17 protein-coding genes are annotated in these 21,330 nt (G+C 66.1%); 12 read left to right on the top strand and 5 right to left on the bottom strand.

Going from position 1 to position 21,330, the window contains the following annotated elements; genetic code table 11:
• Positions 1-796 precede the first annotated feature (796 nt).
• The 5 genes from WJ16_RS33905 to tssJ are packed head-to-tail and all read left to right on the top strand — an operon-like array spanning position 797 to position 8,276.
• Complete coding sequence (locus WJ16_RS33905) at positions 797-1,057, top strand: PAAR domain-containing protein (RefSeq protein WP_076606054.1); 261 nt, start codon at positions 797-799, stop codon at positions 1,055-1,057.
• Positions 1,057-2,397: a hypothetical protein gene (locus WJ16_RS28270; protein WP_069260307.1), complete on the top strand. Its 1,341-nt coding sequence runs from the start codon at positions 1,057-1,059 to the stop codon at positions 2,395-2,397. Before WJ16_RS33905 ends, WJ16_RS28270 begins: the two co-directional genes overlap by 1 nt.
• Complete coding sequence (locus WJ16_RS28265; protein WP_069260306.1) at positions 2,363-5,902, top strand: ImcF-related family protein; 3,540 nt, start codon at positions 2,363-2,365, stop codon at positions 5,900-5,902. The genes WJ16_RS28270 and WJ16_RS28265 overlap by 35 nt, the downstream gene beginning before the upstream one ends.
• A complete protein-coding gene (tssF, locus tag WJ16_RS28260; RefSeq protein ID WP_076606018.1) occupies positions 5,899-7,749 on the top strand; it encodes a type VI secretion system baseplate subunit TssF in 1,851 nt (616 codons plus the stop codon). The genes WJ16_RS28265 and tssF overlap by 4 nt, the downstream gene beginning before the upstream one ends.
• Before the next feature lie 53 nt (positions 7,750-7,802).
• Complete coding sequence (tssJ, locus tag WJ16_RS28255; protein WP_236858341.1) at positions 7,803-8,276, top strand: type VI secretion system lipoprotein TssJ; 474 nt, start codon at positions 7,803-7,805, stop codon at positions 8,274-8,276.
• Positions 8,277-8,382: 106 nt separating this feature from the next.
• On the opposite strand, the gene WJ16_RS28250 is transcribed toward tssJ, so the two are convergent.
• The 3 genes from WJ16_RS28250 to WJ16_RS28240 all read right to left on the bottom strand — a co-directional run bounded on the left by WJ16_RS28250 (position 8,383) and on the right by WJ16_RS28240 (position 10,489).
• On the bottom strand, positions 8,383-8,568 hold the full coding sequence (locus WJ16_RS28250) for a hypothetical protein (RefSeq protein ID WP_069260304.1): 186 nt from the start codon (positions 8,566-8,568) through the stop codon (positions 8,383-8,385).
• Between the two features lie 185 nt (positions 8,569-8,753).
• Positions 8,754-9,152, bottom strand: a complete 399-nt coding sequence (locus WJ16_RS28245) for a DUF3331 domain-containing protein (protein ID WP_069260303.1) — start codon at positions 9,150-9,152, stop codon at positions 8,754-8,756.
• A 44-nt stretch (positions 9,153-9,196) separates the two neighbouring features.
• Positions 9,197-10,489 (bottom strand): NAD(P)/FAD-dependent oxidoreductase, encoded by a 1,293-nt coding sequence (locus WJ16_RS28240; RefSeq protein ID WP_069260302.1) that lies wholly within the window; start codon positions 10,487-10,489, stop codon positions 9,197-9,199.
• A 148-nt stretch (positions 10,490-10,637) separates the two neighbouring features.
• On the opposite strand from WJ16_RS28240, the gene WJ16_RS28235 reads away from it, so the two are divergent.
• Positions 10,638-11,288: a TetR/AcrR family transcriptional regulator gene (locus tag WJ16_RS28235; protein ID WP_069260301.1), complete on the top strand. Its 651-nt coding sequence runs from the start codon at positions 10,638-10,640 to the stop codon at positions 11,286-11,288.
• Between the two features lie 13 nt (positions 11,289-11,301).
• On the opposite strand, the gene WJ16_RS28230 is transcribed toward WJ16_RS28235, so the two are convergent.
• The gene (locus WJ16_RS28230) at positions 11,302-12,213 is read right to left on the bottom strand and encodes a LysR family transcriptional regulator (protein WP_069260300.1); all 912 of its coding nucleotides are present in this window, start codon (positions 12,211-12,213) and stop codon (positions 11,302-11,304) included.
• Between the two features lie 108 nt (positions 12,214-12,321).
• On the opposite strand from WJ16_RS28230, the gene WJ16_RS28225 reads away from it, so the two are divergent.
• Positions 12,322-13,083, top strand: coding sequence for an SDR family NAD(P)-dependent oxidoreductase (locus tag WJ16_RS28225; RefSeq protein WP_069260299.1), 762 nt, complete (start codon positions 12,322-12,324; stop codon positions 13,081-13,083).
• Positions 13,084-13,134: 51 nt separating this feature from the next.
• Here the strand turns inward: WJ16_RS28225 and soxR are convergent, their stop codons facing one another.
• Positions 13,135-13,614: a redox-sensitive transcriptional activator SoxR gene (gene soxR, locus WJ16_RS28220; protein ID WP_069260298.1), complete on the bottom strand. Its 480-nt coding sequence runs from the start codon at positions 13,612-13,614 to the stop codon at positions 13,135-13,137.
• 79 nt (positions 13,615-13,693) lie between these two features.
• On the opposite strand from soxR, the gene WJ16_RS28215 reads away from it, so the two are divergent.
• The 5 genes from WJ16_RS28215 to WJ16_RS28195 all read left to right on the top strand — a co-directional run bounded on the left by WJ16_RS28215 (position 13,694) and on the right by WJ16_RS28195 (position 21,313).
• Positions 13,694-14,944 (top strand): efflux RND transporter periplasmic adaptor subunit, encoded by a 1,251-nt coding sequence (locus tag WJ16_RS28215; RefSeq protein ID WP_069260297.1) that lies wholly within the window; start codon positions 13,694-13,696, stop codon positions 14,942-14,944.
• Between the two features lie 13 nt (positions 14,945-14,957).
• Complete coding sequence (locus tag WJ16_RS28210; RefSeq protein WP_069260296.1) at positions 14,958-18,131, top strand: efflux RND transporter permease subunit; 3,174 nt, start codon at positions 14,958-14,960, stop codon at positions 18,129-18,131.
• Entirely contained in the window at positions 18,128-19,657 is a 1,530-nt protein-coding gene (locus tag WJ16_RS28205) for an efflux transporter outer membrane subunit (RefSeq protein WP_069260295.1), read from the top strand. The genes WJ16_RS28210 and WJ16_RS28205 overlap by 4 nt, the downstream gene beginning before the upstream one ends.
• 147 nt (positions 19,658-19,804) lie before the next feature.
• Positions 19,805-20,260 (top strand): MarR family winged helix-turn-helix transcriptional regulator, encoded by a 456-nt coding sequence (locus WJ16_RS28200; RefSeq protein WP_069260294.1) that lies wholly within the window; start codon positions 19,805-19,807, stop codon positions 20,258-20,260.
• A gap of 405 nt (positions 20,261-20,665) precedes the next feature.
• A complete protein-coding gene (locus WJ16_RS28195; RefSeq protein ID WP_069260293.1) occupies positions 20,666-21,313 on the top strand; it encodes a glutathione S-transferase family protein in 648 nt (215 codons plus the stop codon).
• Positions 21,314-21,330 lie beyond the last annotated feature (17 nt).

Genomic DNA, 21,330 nt, shown 5'->3' with positions numbered 1-21,330 from the left:
TCGTTCGTGATTCCCCATGGTTTTGCATATGTCGATGTAGGTCACGTCATCACATTCGGGAAAGATGAGTGCTACATACCGTTCTTATATACGGGGAAGCTGCGGATTAAGCGAACTAATCCTATGCCACGTACGCCGCGACGACTGGCGCGCTTTGACAGATTTTGCCCTGACTGTCGAGGCAATTTCGGTGGCGGATAGTCTCGCGCAAGTTGAGTCGGCGTACGGGGCGGCTCAAAACGGCCTATTTAGGATGGGTTCGAAGGAGCATATTCAGCTATCAGGGGGTGAGCTCTATATCATAAGCTACACGGAAATAAACCCAGCCGGATCAATTGCGGGATATCAAAATCAACAGCAGGTTTTCGTTGCCGGTAATGGTGCTCGTTCAATTGTTTTTCGTTTGTACTATGGCGATCGAACGTTGAAGGTTGGGAGGGAGAGAGGGCGGGCTCTCAAGTATTTATTCTCGGAATTCAGATTTTTTTGATCGCTTTCATAAGATGTGAGTGGCTCGATGGTATGGATTTTTGGTGAATTGTGGTGGGCTGATTGATGTGGATAAATTGAAAATGGATTTATATTGTGATTAATTTTATCGGCGTGTGGCGATTTGCGAATCTGGCTACCGTTCCCAGTGATGTTGATTCGTAAATATCGTGTCAGTGAGTGACTTGGGTGTGACGGGCAGACGGTGAGTTACGGAGGCGTATTTTTTTGGGTGGTGTCCGGTCCAATATCGAAGCCACCTTATCAAGATGGAAATGCAAGTTTGGCAACTGACTTTGAGTCGATTATGAAATCTCCCATCCGAAAAGGCGACAAACTCGAACACGGCGGCGAAGTCACCAGTGGCTCACCATGGACGACATTCATGGGCATGCCGCTTGCCCGCAAGGGTGACGAGGCCACGTGCACTCTGCATGGCCCAACCATTATCGACGAAGGCGCTGACAAGTTTCCCGATCGCGACAACAAACCATTCGCGCTGGACGGCCATCGCTGCGCATGCGGTTGTCGGCTGATCGCATCGCTACCGAACGTCCACTTCGAATAATGCCCGTCGACCTCTCTCAGGCGGGGCCCCCGAGCGCATATCCGAGCCGCCCGCGCTTCTGGCCGTGGTGGTTCTGCATCTGGCTGATCTGCGCGGTGTTCGGAGCGTCGATCGCCCTGCTGACCTGGCCAAAGGGTGAGCGGGCGGCCGGCCCGTGGTTCTGGTTCTGCGTCATCGGTATCCCGAACGGTTTTTTCGGCTTTCTGTTCGCGATCGATCGCGCTCGCTACGAGGCTATGTGGTATCGCGCATACCACCGCAACCTTCATCGCGACCGATGGCTGGCGGGGCGCATCCGTGTCGCGCAGCAGCCGCTTCGGGTGCTGGGTGTCGGCTATTGCTTGCCCTTGAACGACCAGAAGCTTGCACAGGCGATCGATGTGGGGGTGCGTTTGCCGCGACAGCAGCAGCCCCGTGTGGGCGCGGGTGTCGTTGAGCATTGCCGCTTTGACGACCCGTTGGAAATGTCCGACGAAGCCGACGAAGCCGACGAGATCGACGTGGCCGACCCGACAGAGGAAAGCGATGCCGTAGCGGATACGCCTCCAAAGCGCCCCGTTACCCAGCTGGCACTCAGGATCGCCGAAGCGCTCGAACCGCTTTCCACGAGCCTCCACGCGCTTACGCATTACGAAACCACCCACTGGCCGAAAGTGCGCGTTCTGGCCGAGCCCGGCGAAGAAGCGTTTCGCGAGCAGGAGGTGCGCGACGCGCTGCAATGGGTTGGTCTGCCGCCTCTCACCGTGCGGTCCACACCCGCTTCGCACGGATTGCTGTTGGCGGATGCGTGGCTGGATACCCGCGACGCATGCCCGCTGCTCGTGATCGCAACGGCGTGGCACGAAGAACGGCCTCCAGCCGGCAGCACGGAGGGATGTGTCGCGACGCTGCTCGATACCGGCTTTTACGCACTACCCGAAGGCGTGCCCGTAATGGCGACGCTGCACCGACCTGTCGAAGGCAACGCCGACGAAGTCGAATACGGTTTCGCGAATGCGGTGATCTGGGGCAGGTCGGACGTCGCTGCCGTGACGCGTGCCTGGGTCACGCGTGCCGTCAAGCGTTGCAATCGGGGGCTGCGTATCGCGAACCTGGAGGCGCTTGCGAACAGCGACGCCCAATGTGACCTCGCCTACATCGTGGGCGATTTTGGTAGTGCGAGCGGCTGGCTGTCAGTCGCAGCCGCTATCGAATGTGGTGCTTCGGATGCGCCACAACTGATCATCGATGGCGTGCAGTCCGCCGTCATTCATGTGCTTCCCGGTCCGAGCGGGAAGGATGCCTCGTTGCCTGGACACGCTCAGCATGACCGACCCGAAACTGACCTTGCGATCGCTTGACACGGCCACCGCGGTGGCGTCTGCGCCGTCCGGACGCCTTGCACTTTGGGGTGTGGTTGTCGCGGCGCTGATCGCCGCGGCGTTCGCGATTGGCCTCGTCTGGGGGCGTGGCGACCTGTTCGGTCTCGCGCCCGGTGCGGCGCGTATGCAAGTGGTGATCGTCATCCTCATCGCGCTGATTGTTTTCGTCGCCATACATCTCAGCTTGTTTTTCATCGGTGCATACACGATTGCCGGGCAGACGTTTCGCAAGGATATCGGTGATGCGACGAAGGCGCAGAAGGCATCGAAATACGACACCCGTCTGAAACGCGTGGCCGAGGAACTACGCGCGTCGCAGGGCCGGTTCTGGCGATACCGTTCACCGTGGCTGATGGTGAGCGGCGCGGATACGTTGATCGAACAGGTCGCGCCGGGCCTGAAGCGCGCGGGCGCGATGCCCGTCGGCAACGCGATTCTCGTGCACGCGGCACCGGACGGCGTCGAGGCCGGGGCGTGGCGCCGACAAATCCGTAAGCTGCGACGCAGGCGGCCGGTCGACGGCATCGTGCAAGTTACGCATGGGGACGAGCGCGATACCGAACTGCCGCGCGCACTCGCCGCGCTTGTGACCGACATCGGCTACGCCGCGCCCGTCACGTTCCTGCACGCGGTGCCCACGCAGGGCGATCGACCCGAAACGTTCGAGGCGATCGGTGCATTTCCGGGGCTGGCGTACAAGAGTGAGCAGCCGGCGTCGGCATTACGCGATCAGCTTGCCGAGATCGAGTGCGGGACGGCGGATGCGGGCGTTCGCCTGTGTACAGCGCCCACGCGTATCGCCTGTCTGGCCGAAATTTCGCAATACATCGGGAAGCGGCACGACGATATCGTCGCCGGCTGGCAAGCGCTCCTTGCTTCACCCTGGCTGCGCACACCGCTGGCGGGCGTGATGTTCGCACCCGTATTTGCGACAACGGCAGCAATGCCGATGCCGGTGCCGGTCGCCGCCGACGGAAGTGCTGCAGTTCCGAACCTCCCGATCGAGTTCCCGCCGCAACCGGCCGCTCTGCTGCCAGCATGGCACGCTATCGCCGATCGGAAGCACATTGGCCGGCGGGTGGGGCTCTACTGGCCGAACGCGCTGGCGATGTGCTTGATCGTTGCGGCCATGGTGTGGTGCGCATGGATGTCCGCGTCGTTCATCGGCAACCAGCGGCTCATGCGCGACGCGCGGGCAGCAGCGAGCGCGGCGGTCGATGCGCGGCCGCAGACGGCCGCCGCGTGGCGCGCGCAACTCGCGCTACAACAGTTGATGGAGACGCTCGAATACCGGCAGCAGCATGGCGTACCGTGGTACCTGCGGGCGGGGTTGTCGCGCAACGACGCTATCCTCGACGGTCTCTGGCAACCGTACCGGGTCGCGGCGACCCGCAACCTGCAGACGCCTGTCGTGCAAACGATCGGCAAGTTGCTGCAGGCCGCGGATCAGACGCGCGCCGACAGCCTTCAATCGCAGGACACGCGGGGCAGTACCTACAACGCGCTCAAAACCTACCTGATGCTAGGCGATCCGTCGCGGGCCGATCCGGCGTTTCTGAAGCGCTTGCTCGTAGCCCTCTGGCCGCGCCCGGTGGAGATGCCGCTGGGTGAGCGTGACGATACCGGCCGACGGCTCTCAGGGTTTTACGCCGATCACCTGAAAGCGCATCCCGAATGGCGAACAGCGACGGACGAAAGTGTCGTGACAGCGACGCGCAACATGCTGGTCACGCAGATTGGACTCGCGTCGGCAGACGACACGGTGTACCAACGCATCCTCGACGACGTCAGGAACAAATACGCCGATGCGTCGCTCGAAACGCTCCTGAATGGCGCCGATGCGCGTGGGATGTTCATCGCGTCGCATACGGTGCCGGGGATTTATACGCGCGCTGCGTGGGATGGCATGATTGCCGCGGCGATCGACAAGGCTTCCGGCGAGCGCCAGCTCGGCGGCGATTGGGTGCTGACGGGCAAGCAGCCGCAGCAGACGATCGGCAACGCGGTCGCGCACGGTGCGATCCGGACCAGGACGATCGCGGACGAGAAACGCGCGGGTGACGAGTTGAAGCAGCGATTGACGGCACGCTATTTTGGCGAGTACACGGCCGCATGGCAGCGCATGCTCAACAGTCTGCAGTGGCAACCGATGTCCAATCTCAGTGGCGCGGTAGAACAGCTTTCCCGTCTGGCGGATGCGCAGACTTCGCCATTGATCGCGTTGATGCAATCCGTTCAGTATCAGGCGCAGGCGGGGCGCCCGTCGCAGGCACTGGCCGATACGCTGGTGAGAAAGGCACAAAATCTGATCGGGACGGACGAGGACGCGTCAATCGTCGTTCACCCGCTCGACAAGCCGTTTGGTCCACTGCTGGTGCTGATGGGCGACACGAACGCGTCGCCTGCCGCTGCAAATGAGAAGGGCGCGTCACCGGCCAGCATCGCGCTGAACGGCGTGAGCCTGTCGCGTTACCTGACGGCGGTCACGACGATGCGGCTGAAGCTGCAACAGATCTCGAACAGTCCTGACGCATCGGCAATGGCGCGCACGCTCGCACAGGCAGTGTTCCAGGGAAAATTGTCGGAATTGTCGCAGGCGCGCGATGACGCGGCACTCACGGCTGCGAGCCTGGGTACGGCGTGGGCGGGGTTTGGCAATGCGATGTTTGCGCAGCCGCTCGACGCGGCATGGCAGACGATCCTGCAACCGGCCGCAGCGAGCCTGAATGACGCATGGCGAGTCAGTGTTGCAGCGCCGTTCAACGCGGCGATGAGTGGCCGCTATCCGTTCTTCGACACGCAGGCCGATGCGTCCTTCGCGGAACTTGGACGCTATGTGCGACCCGATACAGGCTTGATCTCGCGTTTTGTCACGACACAGCTTGCCGGTGTAATGAAACCCGAGGGCGACCATTGGGTGCCTGACGAGCTGGCACCGCAGGCGCTGCAGTTCGACCCGGCATTCCTGAGTGCCGTCAGGCAGTTGTCGGCGGTTGGCGCGCAACTTTACCTGCAAGGCGATGCGAGGACGAAATTCGAAGTGATGGCGCTGCCGACGCCGCAAGTGACGCGCTCGGAACTGTCGGTCGACGGCAAGCAGATCGTCTATTTCAATCAGCAGGCGCGCTGGACGCCGTTGGCGTGGCCCGGCAATGGCTTGAACGGTCATGCGGGGCTCACGTGGCAGACGCTCGACGCGGGCTTGCGCCAGGCATTCGATGAGACGGGAGACTGGGCGTTCCTGCGGCTGATGAGCAAGGCCGACATCAAGCAGCTCGACAGTACGCGCTATCGGCTCACGTGGAATGCCGGGAACGATATGTCGCTGTCGTACGTGTTGCGTACGCAGATCGGTGCCGGGCCGGTCGACCTGCTGAAACTACGCGGGTTCCGCATGCCGGATCGAATTTTCATTGTCCGCAAGGCGGCCGTCGCTTCGAAGATGTCGCCCTTGCCTCCGCTGCCACCGGAGCTCCAGCCATGAGTGAAGACAAACACGAACCGACGATGCCTGAAAAGGGCGGTTTCGATGCGGACGACGATCCATACCTGCGTTACTTCGACGCGGAGATGCGTTACCTGCGCGAAGCGGGGAAGGAATTTGCGAAATCCCGGCCACAAGTCGCCCGCCGTTTGGGAATGTCGATGCCCGGCGCGCGCCACGACAGTGTCGAGCAGACCTATGAGGGTTTCGCGCTCCTCGCGAGCCGGCTGCGCATGAAGCTCGACGACGCGTTGCCGGAAATCACCGACCCACTGGTCGATCATCTGTGGCCACATGCAGGTCGCACGATTCCGTCGCTGGCCATCCTCGAGTGCATGCCGCGCGCAGGCGAGGCGCGGATTCTCGATACGTTGCCGTCTGGGTTGCAGGTACGATCGACACCGGTCGGACCGGACGGGACGGTCTGTGTTTATCGAACCACGCAGGCGATACGTCTGCTGCCGCTCAGCGTGCGCGAGGCGGGCACGCACATGCGCGAAGACGGTCGTACGGTGATCCGACTCGCATTTGACCTTCTGCATCGCGAGCAGCGGTTGCGGGACGATCTGTCGCGTATCCGGCTATACCTGCATGGAGACCGACCGACTGCATCGGCGCTGTACGGCGCTTTCACGCGCCAGATTGAGTCGATCGGCGTGCGCATGCCGCGCATACTCGACGGCCAATTGCAACCACGGCCGGAAATGACTGTCGAGGCGGCCGGCTTTGGCGCGCCGGCGCGACTTTGGCCGATCGATCTCGATGCGCGCGACGCCGATCTCGACCGTGAGCAGACGATGCTCGAGTATTTCGCGTTTCCCGAGAAGTTTCACTTCGTCGACTTGTGCGGTTTCGACACGGCAAGTGTGCCGCCGGGCGAAACGCGCGTTGAATTCGAAATCGTGATCCGGGATCGGATACCGGGTGACGTGACGTTCTGCGCGGACAACATCCGGCTATTTTGTACGCCGGTGATCAATCTGTTCGAACTGGACGCGCAGGCAATCCGACCGAACGTACACGAGCGCCACTATCCGGTGTGTGCCCCGGCGTCGGCGGGCGAGCGCGTCGAGCCCTACGATGTACTGTCGGTCGTGGCCAACGATCCGCGCACCGCCAGACAATACACCTACCAGTCGATCAAGGAATTCAGGCACCGAGGCGGGATGATGCGATACGAGTCGCCTGATCGGCACTACCACGCGTCGGTTCGGCAGGGCGTGACGGGCCGGCGCGAGATGGTCGTGACGTTAGGCGGGCATCTCTGGGACGAACCCGGCAGCTTGCCGGATGCGTACGTAACGGTTCGGGTGTTGGCAAACAACGGGCGCTTGCCGCGCATGGCGCTGCGTGAATCGATGATCGCCACGCCTGCTTCGAATTTCAACGGTGTCGAACGCGTGCGCAATCTGACGGCCCCGACGATGCCGCTGTATCCCCCGCGCGGCGGCGACTATCACTGGCGGGTGATTTCTCACTTCAACGGTGCGGGCGCAACCGAGCTGAACATGATGGACGCGAACGTGCTGCGCGGCGCACTGTCGTTGTACGACTGGACGCGACAGGACGATAACCGGCGACGTATCGAGGCAATTCATTACGTTTGGCTCGACGAGGAAACGGAACTGGCAGGTGCGCGTGTCGACCGCATCGTGAATGTGAACGTGGGTATCGAGCCCGCGGGCTTCGCCGGACCGGGTGACGTCGCGTTGTTCGGGGACGTACTCAGCCGCTTCGTAGGCCGCTACGCAAGTGTCCATTTTGCGGTGCGACTCGTTCTGTATGAAGGCGTGGGCGGTCCGATCCGGCGCTATCCCCGCACGATCAAAACGGGAGGCTGGTTGTGACGCTGCGAGCAAATCGGATGATGCGAAGTGTCCGACGGGCGAGTGCTGTTGCGATGACGGCAGCATCGTTGTCCGGCTGTGGCACGTGGCAAGCGGTGAAGGCGACGACCACCGACATGACGCGAGCGATTTTCGTCGCGAAGATCAAGCAGATGAATCTCGTTATTGAAAGTCGCTCCGCACTTAACGAGAACGAGCAAGGGCAGTCGCTGCCGGTTGTGATGCGCGTCTACCAGTTAAAGGATGCGAAGGTTTTCGAGAAGGCAGCTTACGTCCAGTTGCTCGACGACGACAAAGCGTTATTGAGTGCCGATCTGCTCGGCCGGCAGGAGGCGACGCTTGCGCCCGACGCGACGGTGAGGCTGTCTGCGCCAATGGCGGATGACGCACAAATCGTTGGGATCGCCGGGTTCTTTCGAAATCAGGACGGTGCCGAGTGGCAACTGACAATTCCGAAGTCGCAGTGGAAAAAGACGGATCCAGTCAAGCTGGTCGTGACGGGCAACCGGATGGAGCTGGTGCCCTGAACGAGATATTGCGAAGACTGCTGGAGCAACGCATCAAGTTGTTGATTCAGTCGGCATGTTCCACGGCGTCGAGCGCTGAAGTTCATACCTGAATGGAGATGAGCCGTCATCTGGGCAAATCGCGCTGACGCGTGTCTGGCCCGATTCCGCCCGAAATGAGATCCCCGATCTTTTCCATCCGCTGCCACACCAGCTTCGGTAACTGATTCGTCACGCCGATCACGAGCGCTTCGTAGAGCGCGGGCACGTTGAGCTGCAATATCGCGAACGGCTGCCCCTTGATCCGCAGCACGATCCCGGCAAACTCGCCGATCGGCGAGTGTCACTCTTCCATGATCAGCCACCCGCACGTACCGAGCCGGTACGCAGCCTGCGCAAACCGGAAGCAGAAGCCTAAGTACGCACGAACGACGCGGCTCGCGAGACGGATCGCATCACCACGCCCTGAAGCGGTCTCCCGGTCCGAATGCCGGGCCTTCACGCCGCTTCAGCAGGGCGGGCCGCGTCGATGTACGCGGCCAGCACCATCGCGGCGGCGTTGCCCGGCGTCGAACCGAGCAATTGCGGTGCATAGACGCTGTCGCCGATCTCGATCGGCTGCCCAGACAGCGCGCACACGCCGCGCTTGCGCGTGGTGAACAGCCGCCACTTCTGATACCCGTAGTGCCCGGTGCATGCGTCGCGCCACGAAATCATCACGGTGTCGGCCGTGGGCCGTTCGAGTACGCTGATGGTCGGCTTGCTCGTCGCGTCCCACGACGGCAGCCGGTCGCGCGTGATGCTGCGCCGCCGCGGCATGCTCCAGGAGACGGACGGCATGTCGAAGCTGCCGATCGCGGCGACGGTGACGAGCCAGGGCGCTATACGATTGTTCATGTCAGTTTTCCTCGAAACGTTACGCGACACCGCGACGCGCGGCATCACGACAGGCGGATGCGCGGCTGCACGCAGCCGTTGATCCGTTCGGCGATCCACAGCAGGGTCGCCTTGGAGAAGCCGTGCAGCGCCTGCTGGTGCCGCCGGTAGAGCATCAGGTGGCTGAACTGCGCGAAACGCCCCTGGATGAAGCCGCCGCGAAAGAACCCGAACTGCCCGAGCGTGCCGAACGCGTCGTAGTCGCTGATCGACACGAGCGCGCCGAAATCGTGGAACGCGAACGGCGGAATCGGCTGGCCGTCGAGCCACGCGGGCAGGTGCTTCGCGAGATGCTCGGCCTGCTGCGTCGCGACCTGCGCGGTAGGCGGCAGCGGCCGTTCGTGGCCGTCGGGCAGCAGGCTCGCGCAATCGCCGATCGCGAACACGTGCTCGTCGCCGGTTGCCTGCAGCGTCGGCCCGACGACGATCTGGTTCGCGCGATTCGTGTCGAGCCCGTCGAGCGCCTGCATGAAATCGGGCGCCTTCACGCCGGCCGCCCAGACCATCAGGTCCGCTTCCGCGAATGAACCGTCGCCATAGTGAAAGCCGTTCGCGTCGGCCGATGTGACGCGGGTCGACGTCAGCACGTGAAAGCCGATCTGTTCGAGCCGGCGCTGCGCGGAAGCGGAAATCCGCGGCGGAAACGCGGCGAGGATGCGCGGGCCGCTTTCGAGCAGCGTGAGCTGCAGCCGTTCGCGCACCGTCTCGTCGCCATACGCCTGCGCCACTTCCAGCAGGCGGCTCAGCTCCGCCGCGAGTTCGACGCCGGTCGCGCCCGCGCCGACGATCGCGACGCGGAACGGCTCGTCGCGCGCGATGCTGCGAAACACGCGCATCCGCAACGCTTCGTTGAAGGTCTCGGCCTGCTGCTGGCTGTCGATGAAATAGCAGTGCTCGCGCACGCCCGGCACGCCGAAATCGTTGGCCTGGCTGCCGAGCGCCAGGATCAGCACGTCGTATTCGAGTTCGCGGGCTTCGAGCACGAGTTTGCCGTCCTGCGAGCGGATTTCGCCGAGCTGCACGCGGCGGCGGGCGCGATCGAGCCCTTTCAGTTCGCCGGGCTGGTACGTGTAGCCGTGATCGCGTGCATGGGCGAGGAAGATCACCTGCTGCTGCTGCACGTCGCGCGTGCCGGCCGCGATCGTGTGCAGCATCGGCTTCCAGATGTGGGTCGGACTGCGGTCGACGACGGTGACCTGTGCGCGCCCGGACCGGCCGAGACGCTCACCCAGGCGGGTCGCGAGCTGCAATCCGGCGATCCCGCCGCCGACGATGACGATGCGTGTAGGGGTTGTCATGGATAAATCATCACGTGATGAATAAGGTATGATCCTAGCGCTTCCCGGCTTCGCGTGTCAACGGAGCAGGGCAGGTCCCCCGGTTTCGGCGGCGTGCAAGCGGGGCCGGTACACGGGCATTCGAATCATTTAAGGAGAGCAGGGAAACGTGGCTGAAGTCACTGAGCGCGCGACGGTCAAGCGTATGCGCGGGCGGCCGCTGGCCGGGGCGTCCGTCGGTCCGGACGTGATATTGCGGGCTGCGCGCAAAATGTTTGCGAAACGTGGCTACGACGCGACGAGCGTGCGCGAAATCGCGCGGGAGCTGGGCATCGACGCGGCGCTGATCGCGCACCATTTCGGCACGAAAGAAACGTTGTGGCTGGCCGTCGTCGAGCAGATCGCCGAGCTGGCCGAGCCGATGTTCGACGCGCTGCGTGCGTTGCGCACGTCGTCGCTGCCGCATCGCGATCGCGTACGCCGCGCGATCGAGCTGTGTGTCGCCCACGAGTTCGACGAGCCCGACCTGGGCATGTTCTTCTCGACGGCGGCGACCGAAGTGGGCGGGCGGCTCGACCGGCTGCAGGAGCGGCTCGTGCGTCCGTATTACGACATGATGTTCCCGCTGCTGTCGGAGGCGGTCGACGCCGGCGCGATCCGCCCGGTCGAACCGACGGTGCTGTTCTTCATGATCGCGAGCGCGATCGGTACGACGGTGTCGTACAGCCACACGATGCTGGCGTACACGTCGCTGCCCACGCGGCAGGACGCATTCCGGCAGGCCGTGGCGGACATCGCGTTCAACATTGTCGGCGGCTGAGCGCCGCGCGCGCTCACGCCGCGGGTGTCAGCCCCAGTTCGCGCACCGCGCTTCGCGCGGTCTCGCGCAGCGCATCGACGAGCGGCGACGGCGTCCGGTACGCGATCGCGAGCACGTACGCGAGCGGGCTGCCCGCATCCTTCAGTTCGCAGAACGTAATACCTTGCGGCTGCATCGGCACGAACAGGCGCGGCATCAGCGCGACGCCGATGCCGCCCGCGACGAGCCCGGCCGTCGTCTGCATCTGGCGCGGCTGCTGGACCACGCGCGGCGCGAAGCCGGCCTGCGCGCACGCGGTCACGATCAGCGCATGCATGCCGGGCCCGTGGTGCGCGGCGAACATGACCCACGGTTCGTCCGCCAGTTCGGCGAGAGCGATGCGCTTGCGGTGGGCGAGCCGGTGACCGTCGGGCAGCGCGGCGACCATCCGGTCGCGCAGCAGCGGCTCGACGCGCACGTCGCCCGCATCGGCAACCGGCAGCACGACGAGACCGACGTCCGTGCGGTCCTGGCGCAGCGCGAGCACCTGCTCGGCGGTCGTGCCTTCCTCGAGCTGGAAATCGACGTCCGGATGGCGTTCCTGGAATGCGCGGAGGATCAGCGGCAGCAGCGCGTTGACCGTGCTGTCGACGAAGCGCAGCCGCAGCGTGCCGCCGAGGCCGGCGCCCGCGCGACGGGCCACGGCCACCGCGCGCTCGGCCTGTTCGAGCGCGCGCCGCGCTTCGAGCAGGAACGCGTCGCCGGCCGGTGTGAGTACCGAGCCGCGATTGTCGCGCTCGAGCAGCGCGACGCCCAGTTCGTCCTCGAGCTTGCGGATCGCCGCGCTGAGCGGCGGCTGCGCCATGTGCAGCCGCTCGGCCGCGCGCCGGAAGCTGAGCGTCTCGGCGACCGCGATGAATTGCCTGAACTGGCGCAGATCGATCATGCGATACCTTCCACGTATCAGTAGGTCATCGAATTCGTATTTTACCTATCACCGTGCGTTGCTCAGAATGGTCCTGTCATCAATGATCGAGATTCGGGAGGGCAGGTCATGGCGGGAAACGAGCAACCACGGACGGCGATCGTCACGGGCGGGTCGAGCGGGATCGGTTTTGCGATCGCGCGCCGGCTGGTGGAGGACGGCTATCGCGTCGCGATCGTCGGGCGCGACGCGGCGCGGCTGCAAGCGGCCGTCGCGCGTCTGGGCGCTGCGGCGATCGGGCACGCGGCCGACCTGAGCGTGCGGCGCGATGCGCAAGCGGCGGTCGCCGCGATCGTCGCGCGATGGCCCAGCATCGACGTGCTGGTCAACAATGCGGGGCTGACCGGCCGCGTCGGCGCGGATACGGAGGCGGGCGAGGCCGAGGCCGTGTGGGACGCGGTCATCGACGCGAACCTGAAAAGCCTGTTCGTGACGACGATGGCCGTGCTGCCGCATCTGGCCGGGCGCGCCGCGCGGATCGTCAACATCGGCTCGATCGCGGCGCGCGCCGGCAGCCTGCTGCCGGGCGGCCTCGCGTACGCGGCGGCGAAGGCCGGCGTCGAAGGGTTCACGGTCGCGCTCGCGCGCGAACTCGGGCCGCGCGGCGTAACGGTCAATACGGTTGCGCCCGGCTACATCGCCGAGACGCGCTTCTTCGGGGAAGGCGGCGTCGCGCCGGCCATCGCGGCGACGATCCGCGAGCAAACGCCGGCCGGCCGCGCCGGCCATCCGGACGACATCGCGGACGCGGTCGCGTGGCTCGCCGGCCCGCGTGCGTCGTTCGTCACCGGCGCGACGATCGCGGTGAACGGCGGCTGGCGCGTTGGATGACGTCAGCCACACGGCCGGCCGCGGCGTTGCGCGCCACGCCCGGCCCGCCGGTCATTCGACGTCCGTGGGCGGCTTGTCGCCGAGCCAGCGCCGCGCGCCGGGCCCGTTGCGGCCCGCGCGGTCTTCCGGGTTCGTCAGCTTGCAGCGCTTCAGCGACAGACAGCCGCAGCCGATGCATTCGTCGAGATTGATGTAGAGCCGCTGCAGTTCCTCGATCCGGCTCGCGACGCGCTGCTTCCAGCCGCGCGACAGCCGCTGCCAGTCCTTGTTGGTCGGCGCGGTGTCTTCGGGGAGGCTGACGAGCTGCTCGGCGATCTCGTCGAGCGAATAGCCGATCTTCTGCGCGAACACGATGAACGCGATCAGCCGCAGCACCGCGCGCGAATAGTGGCGGTGGCTCGAACCGTTGCGGTGCGACTTGATGAGCCCGCGCGTCTCGTAGAACCGCAGCGTCGACGCCGGCACGCCGCTGCGCGCGGCCACTTCGCGGATCGACAGCAGCGGCCATTGCGGCACGTCCTGGATACCCATGATGCTCCTCCGGGAAAGCTTGACTTGAAGTTAACTTCAACTTTTATGCTACGCGGCAGTTTAACCCTCGCGAGGCATCATGCTCTCCTTATCCCTACGCAGGACGTCGCCTTTGGGTGCGGCCTGTGCACTGCTGCTGGCGTTGTCGGGCTGTCACGACGGCAAAGGCGCATCGTCGGCTCAATCCCCTCCCGAAGTCGGCGTCGCCACCGTCGCGCCGCGCACGATCCGCGTCGCGGACGAATTCAACGGCCGCGTCGAAGCCGTCGATGCAGTCGAACTGCGACCGCGCGTGAGCGGTTATCTGCAGCGCGTCGCGTACAAGGAGGGCGACCTGGTCGCGCAGGGCACGCTGTTGTTCGAAATCGATCCGCGCCCGTACCGGATCGCGCTCGATCGCGCGAATGCGCAGTTGCAGCGGGCCCGCGCGGCCGCGAGCCTCGCGAACGTGCAGCTCAAGCGCGTGCAGACGCTGATCGATGCGCATGCGACGTCGCAGGAGGAGCTCGACAACGCACGCGCCACCGCCGAGCAGGCGCGCGCGGACCTGCAGGCGGCCGATGCGGCCGTCGCCGACGCGAAGCTCAATCTCGGTTTCACCGAAGTGCGCGCGCCGATCTCGGGCCGGGTCGGCCGCGCGGTCGCCACCGTCGGCAACCTGGCGCGCGCGGACGACACGCTGCTGACGACCGTCGTGTCGCAGGACCCCGTCTACGTGTACTTCGACTGCGACGAACAGAGCTACCTGCGCTACAACGCGCGGCGCGCCGATCCGAAGCATCGTGCGATCGGCGCCGATCCGGTGCGCGTGGGCCTCGCGAACGAAACCGGCTTCCCGCACGCGGGCACCGTCGATTTCCTCGACAACCGGCTCGACCCGCAAACGGGCACGATCCGCGCGCGCGTGCGGCTGCCGAATGCGGACCATACGTTTACGCCGGGGCTGTATGCGCGCGTGCAACTCGTCAGCGGCCGCGACCAGGATGCGCTGCTCGTCGACGACAAGGCCGTGCTCACCGACCAGGACCGCAAGTACGTGTACGTGATCGGGCCCGGCGACAAGGCGCTGCGCCGCGACGTGACGATCGGCCGCGGGCTGGACGGCGAGCGGATCATCGAGAAGGGGATTCAGGCGGGCGACCGCGTGGTCGTCGACGGCGTGCAGCGGATCTACTATCCGGGCGCGCAGGTGAAGCCGAAGGCACTGCCCGCGCACGCCGACGCCGGGGCCGGCAACGACGCGGGCACCGCGGCTGGCAACGCTTCGGGCGCCGCACGGGGCAGCGCCCCGCAGGCCGTGGCCGACGCCGGCGCGCCGGCCGCGCAGTAACGGGAGACAGGCGATGGATTTCTCCCGATTCTTCATCGACCGGCCGATCTTCGCGGTCGTGCTGTCGATCGTCATCTTCGCGATCGGCCTGATCTCGATTCCGATGCTGCCGGCCGGCGAATATCCGGAAGTCGTGCCGCCGAGCGTCGTCGTTCGGGCGACGTATCCGGGCGCGAACCCGAAGGAAATCGCCGAATCGGTCGCCGAACCGCTGGAAGAGGCGATCAACGGCGTCGAAGGCATCATGTACATGAAGTCGGTCGCGGGTTCCGACGGCAGCCTGCAGGTCGTCGTCACGTTCCTGCAGGGCGTCGATCCCGACACGGCCGCCGTGCGCGTGCAGAACCGCGTGAGCCAGGCGCTGTCGCGTCTGCCCGACGAGGTGCGCCAGTACGGCGTGACCACGCAGAAGCAGTCGCCGACGCCGCTGATGTACGTGAGCCTGTACTCGCCCGACAACAGTCGCGATTCGCTGTACCTGCGCAACTATCTGACGCTGCACGTGAAGGACGAGCTGTCGCGGCTCGCCGGTATCGGCGACGTCGGCGTGTACGGCTCCGGCGACTATGCGATGCGGCTGTGGCTCGACCCGAACCGGCTCGCGTCGCGCGGGCTGACCGCGAGCGACGTGATCGCCGCGGTGCGCGAGCAGAACGTGCAGGTGTCGGCCGGCCAGCTCGGCGCGGAACCGTCGCCGAAGAAAAACGACTTCCTGCTGTCGATCAACGTGCGCGGCCGGCTGCGCACGGTGCAGGAGTTCGGCGACATCGTGCTGCGCAACGGCGACGACGGCCAGGTCGTGAAGCTGTCCGACGTCGCGCGCATCGAGCTCGGCGCGGGCGACTACACGCTGCGCTCGTATTTCAACGACAGGCAGTCGGCCGTGGTCGGCATCTTCCTGTCGCCCGGCGCGAACGCGCTCGAAGTCGCGAAGGCCGTGTATGCGAAGTTCGACGAACTGTCGAAGCGCTTTCCGCCCGGCGTCGCGTACCGGCCCGTGTGGGACCCGACGGTGTTCGTGCGCGAATCGATCCGCTCGGTGCAGCACACGCTGATCGAAGCCGTCGTGCTGGTCGTGCTCGTCGTGATCCTGTTCCTGCAGACCTGGCGCGCGTCGATCATCCCGCTCGTCGCGGTGCCCGTCTCGGTGGTCGGCACGTTCGCGTGGCTCTATCTGCTCGGCTATTCGATCAACACGCTGACGTTGTTCGGGCTCGTGCTCGCGATCGGGATCGTCGTCGACGATGCGATCGTGGTCGTCGAGAACGTCGAGCGCAACATCGCGCAGGGCCTGAGCCCGCGCGACGCCGCGCACCAGGCGATGCGCGAGGTGTCGGGGCCGATCGTCGCGATCGCGCTCGTGCTGTGCGCGGTGTTCGTGCCGATGGCCTTCATGTCCGGCGTCACCGGCCAGTTCTACCGGCAGTTCGCGGTGACGATCGCGATTTCGACGGTGATCTCCGCGATCAACTCGCTGACGCTGTCGCCCGCGCTCGCCGCGAAGCTGCTGCGCCCGCACGACGCGCCGAAGGACGCGCTCACGCGCGGGCTCGACCGCGCGTTCGGCTGGCTGTTCCGTCCGTTCAACCGCTTCTTCGAGCGCAGTTCCGACCGCTATCACGGCGTCGTCTCGCGCACGCTGAAGCGGCGCGGCGTGGTGTTCGCGGTCTACGCGGCGCTGCTCGGGGCGACCGTGTTGCTGCTCAACGCGGTGCCGGGCGGCTTCATCCCCGTGCAGGACAAGCTGTACCTGTTCGCGGGCGCGAAGCTGCCGGAAGGCGCGTCGCTCGCGCGCACGAGCGAGGTGACCGAGCAGATGACGAAGATCGCGCTCGGCACCGACGGGGTGGAGATGGTGCCGGCGTTCGCGGGGCTGAACGCGCTGCAGGGCGTGAACACGCCGAACATCACGAACTCGTACGTGATCCTGAAGCCGTTCGACCAGCGTCACCGCAGCGCCGCGCAGATCAACGCGGACCTGAACGCGCGTTTCGCGGCGATCGGCGGCGGCATCACCTATGCGCTGATGCCGCCGCCGATCCAGGGCCTCGGCAACGGCTCCGGCTACGCGCTGTATCTGGAGGATCGCGGCGGGCTCGGCTACGGCGCATTGCAGAACGCGCTCACAGCGTTCCAGGCGGCGGTCGCGAAGACGCCCGGGATGAGCTATCCCGTCAGCTCGTACCAGGCGAACATTCCGCAGCTCGAGGTGAAGGTCGACCGGTTGAAGGCGAAGGCGCAGGGCGTCGCGCTGACCGATCTGTTCAATACGCTGCAGGTATATCTCGGCTCGATGTACGTGAACGACTTCAATGCGTTCGGCCGCGTGTACCGCGTGATGGCGCAGGCCGATGCCGGCCACCGTCAGACGGCTGCCGACATCGCGAACCTGCGCACGCGCAACGCGAAGGGCGAGATGGTGCCGATCGGTTCGATGGTGACCGTGACGCCCGCGTACGGGCCCGACCCGGTGGTTCGCTACAACGGCTATCCGGCCGCGAGCCTGATCGGTGACGCCGATCCGAAGGTGATGTCGTCGTCGCAGGCGATCGAGAAGCTGCAGCAGATCGCGAAGGCGGTGCTGCCGCCGGGCATCACGCTCGAATGGACCGACCTCAGCTACCAGCAGGTCACGCAGAGCAACGCGGCGATCGTCGTGTTCCCGCTCGCGGTGATGCTCGTGTTCCTCGTGCTCGCATCGCTGTACGAGAGCTGGACGTTGCCGCTCGCGGTGATCCTGATCGTGCCCGTGTGCATCTGCGCCGCGCTGTTCGGCGTGTGGCTGTCGGGCGGCGACAACAACGTGTTCGTGCAGGTCGGTCTCGTCGTGCTGATGGGCCTGGCGTGCAAGAACGCGATCCTGATCGTCGAGTTCGCGCGCGAACTCGAAATCCAGGGCAAGGGCGTGATCGAAGCCGCGCTCGAAGCGTGCAGGCTGCGCCTGCGGCCGATCGTGATGACGTCGGTCGCGTTCATCGCGGGCTCGGTGCCGTTGCTGATCGGCGGCGGCGCGGGCAGCGAAGTGCGCGCGGCCACCGGCATCACCGTGTTCGCGGGGATGCTCGGCGTCACGCTGTTCGGGCTGTTCCTGACGCCCGTGTTCTACGTGGCGATCCGCAAGCTCGCGGGCGGCACGCCGGCCGTGTGGGGCGAACACCACGGCACCCTCGAAGGAGAAAGCCGATGAGCGCCGCTTTCCGTCTTGCCGCGCTCGCGACGTCGGTGACGCTCGCCGCGTGCGCGGTCGGCCCCGATTTCAACCGGCCCGACACGGCCACGGCCGCGCGGTTCGCGCGCGATGCGCATCCGTCGGCGGCGCGCGATGCGTCGCCGTCCGCTACGACGCCGCAGACGCCGCCCGACGCGTCTGCCACTGCCGATGCCGCGTTCTGGCGCGGCTTCGGCGATCCGGTGCTGACGCAGCTGATCGACACGGCGCTCGCGGCGAACCAGGACCTGCAGGTCGCGGTGTCGCGCTACGACGCAGCGAATGCGCTGCTGTCGCAGGCGACGTTCGACCGCTATCCGACGATCACCGCGAGCGGGCAGATCGGCCATCAGCTGATGAGCAAGGACCAGGCGTTCGGCGCGCCGCGCAGCCAGCGCGATACGCCGACGTCGAGCGTCGGGATCAATGCGGCGTGGGAGCTCGACCTGTTCGGCCGGGTGCGCCGTTCGATCGAGTCGCAGCGTGCGGAGACGGCCGCCAGCGCGGCGGACGTGCGCGCGATGCGCGTCGCGATCGCCGCCGAGGTGGCGAGCACGTACGTCGATCTGCGCGGCTCGCAGGAGCGGCTGCGGATCGCACGCGAGAACGCCGACAACCAGAGGCAGACGCTCGCGCTGATCAACGCGCGGGTCGGCGCGGGGCGCGGCTCCGAACTCGATGCGGCGCGCTCGCGCGCGCAGTACGAAGCGACGACGTCGCGGATCGCCGTGTACGAAGCGGCGATCGGTGTCGACGAGCACCGGCTCGCGGTGCTGACCGGGCAGACGCCCGATGCGCTGATCGGCCGCTTCGATCTGCCGAACGCGGCCGCGGCGACGGGCGCGCCGGTGCCGCTGCCCGCGCTTTCCGCCGACATCGATCCCGGCACGCCAGGCGACCTGCTGCGACGCCGGCCCGACGTCGCGGCCGCCGAGGCGCGGCTGCACGCCGCGACCGCGCGCGTCGGCGTCGCGACGGCCGACCTGTTCCCGCGCTTCACGCTGTCGGGGCTGCTCGGCAGCGCGACGAGCAGCTACGGGTTCTTCCGCTCCGGCAGCGACACGAATCTGATCGCGCTCGGCGTCGACTGGTCGTTCCTCGACGTCGGCCGAGTGCGTGCGCGGATCGCCGCGAGCGACGCGCAGGCGGCCGGCCAGCTCGCGCAGTACCGGCAAACGGTGCTCGGGGCGCTGGAGGAAACGGAGAACGCGCTGCTGCGCGCGGCCCGCACGCGTGACGAGACCGGCCATCTCGTGCGCGCCGCGACCGACAGCGCGCGTGCCGCGCAACTGGCGCAGGCGCGGTTTGCGGCGGGCGCGATCGACTACTACGAAGTGCTCGACGCGCAACGCACGCTGCTGCAGGCGCAGGATGCGGCGGCCGACGGGCGGATGCGCAGCGCGGCGTCGACGGTCGCGCTGTACAAGGCGCTGGCGGGCGGCTGGCCGTCGGGTACGGGGCAGGGCCCGCAGCAACAGGGTCCGATCGCGCAGTCGGGACGGTAGCGCGGGGCGACGGTCGTGGCGCCGCATCGTGCGGCGCAATGCCCGCCGATCCGCAGGCTGTGGGTTGCAAATGCAATCGCATGGAAGCAATTTCCATCGAGGTAGAATTTGATTGCATCTGCAATTCAACGAGAGGAACGACCTGACATGAGCGCACCCGAACCCGATCTGTGGTTCTCGTTCGTCCGCGCGCACCGGACGATGGTTCGCGAGATCGAGCGCCGCCTCGCGGCGGCCGGCCTGCCGGCCTATGCGTGGTACGACGCGTTGTGGGGGCTCGAAAGCGGGCCCGACGGCACGCGCCGGATGCACGAACTGGCCGACGTGCTCGCGATCGAGCGCTACAACCTCACGCGGCTCGTCGACCGGCTCGAACAGGAGGGGCTCGTCACGCGCGCCCGTTCGGCGGACGATGGCCGCGCCGCGTATGCGAGCATCACCGACAAGGGGCGCACGCTGCGCAAGAAGATGTGGAAGGTGTACCAGTCGACGGTCGCGGAGCTCTTCCTCGATCAGTTCACCGGCAAGGAGCAGGCGGCGATGGCCGCCGCGCTCGACCGTGCGGCCGCCGCGGCGCGCGACGCCGCAGCCGACGCCAGATAGCGGATAGCGGATAGCGGCGGCCGGCAAGCGACCGTCAGCCGCTTGCATCACGGCGAATCGCCTGCGCGGCCCGGTCGGCCGGCATCCGACCGTCGTCGGTCAGTACGCGCAGCGCGATCGCGGCGATCCGGCCTGTCCCGGCGCGCGCATGCCGGAGCCCGGGTCGGCAGGTCCGTCGAGCGGCGACACCGCGCGGCCGCGCGACGCGAGCCGCGGCATGATCGGCCTTTCGAGGCAGGCCGCCGAGGCGCGGCGGGTGTCGAGCGTCCGCATGGGCGGACCGGGTCGCCCAGTCTGCATGTCCCTTCTTCGAGTGCTGGCATGTCGCGGGGTGTGACGGTTCCGATATAGGATTGCAATTGCAACGATTGCAGTTGCAACTTCAATCCGAAGACAAGGACCGACATGATCCCCACGTACCCCTTCACGTTCTATACGGCCGACACGCCGAACGGGCACAAGATCGCCATTTATCTGGAAGAGGCCGGGCTCGCGCACGAGCGCGTGCACGTGAACCTGTCCGCCGGCGAGCAGCGCAGCCCGGCGTATCTCGCGATCAACCCGAACGGCAAGATTCCGGCCATCGTCGATCACGACGCCGGGCTGACCGTATTCGAATCCGGCGCGATCCTCGGCTATCTCGCCGAAAAGACGGGCTTTCTGCAGCCCGACACGCTCGCCGAGCGCACGGCGGTGCAGCAATGGCTGCATTTCCAGATCGGCGGGATCGGGCCGATGCTCGGCCAGCTCTGGTGGTTCCTGCATGCATCGAAGACGGTCAATGCGGAGGCGATCGAGCGCTACCGGAACGAGGCACGGCGTCTCTATGGGGTGGTGAACGGCCGGTTGGCGGAGTCGCCGTTTCTCGCGTCGTCGCGGTACTCGATCGCCGACATCGCCGCGTTTCCGTGGCTGCGCACGGCGACCGAGCTCGATCTCGACCTCGCCGGCTACCCGCACGTCGCGCGCTGGCTCGCCGCCATCGAGGAGCGGCCTGCCGTCCAGCGGGGCCTGATCGCATGCCGTGCGCCGGCGGCGCAGCGCGCGGGCTGAACTCGCATCGCCCGCGC

The sequence above is a fragment of the Burkholderia metallica genome (assembly GCF_001718555.1).
GTDB lineage: Bacteria > Pseudomonadota > Gammaproteobacteria > Burkholderiales > Burkholderiaceae > Burkholderia > Burkholderia metallica.
Note: the sequence above shows the minus strand (reverse complement) of the source record. Positions and strands in the feature narration are given on the sequence as shown.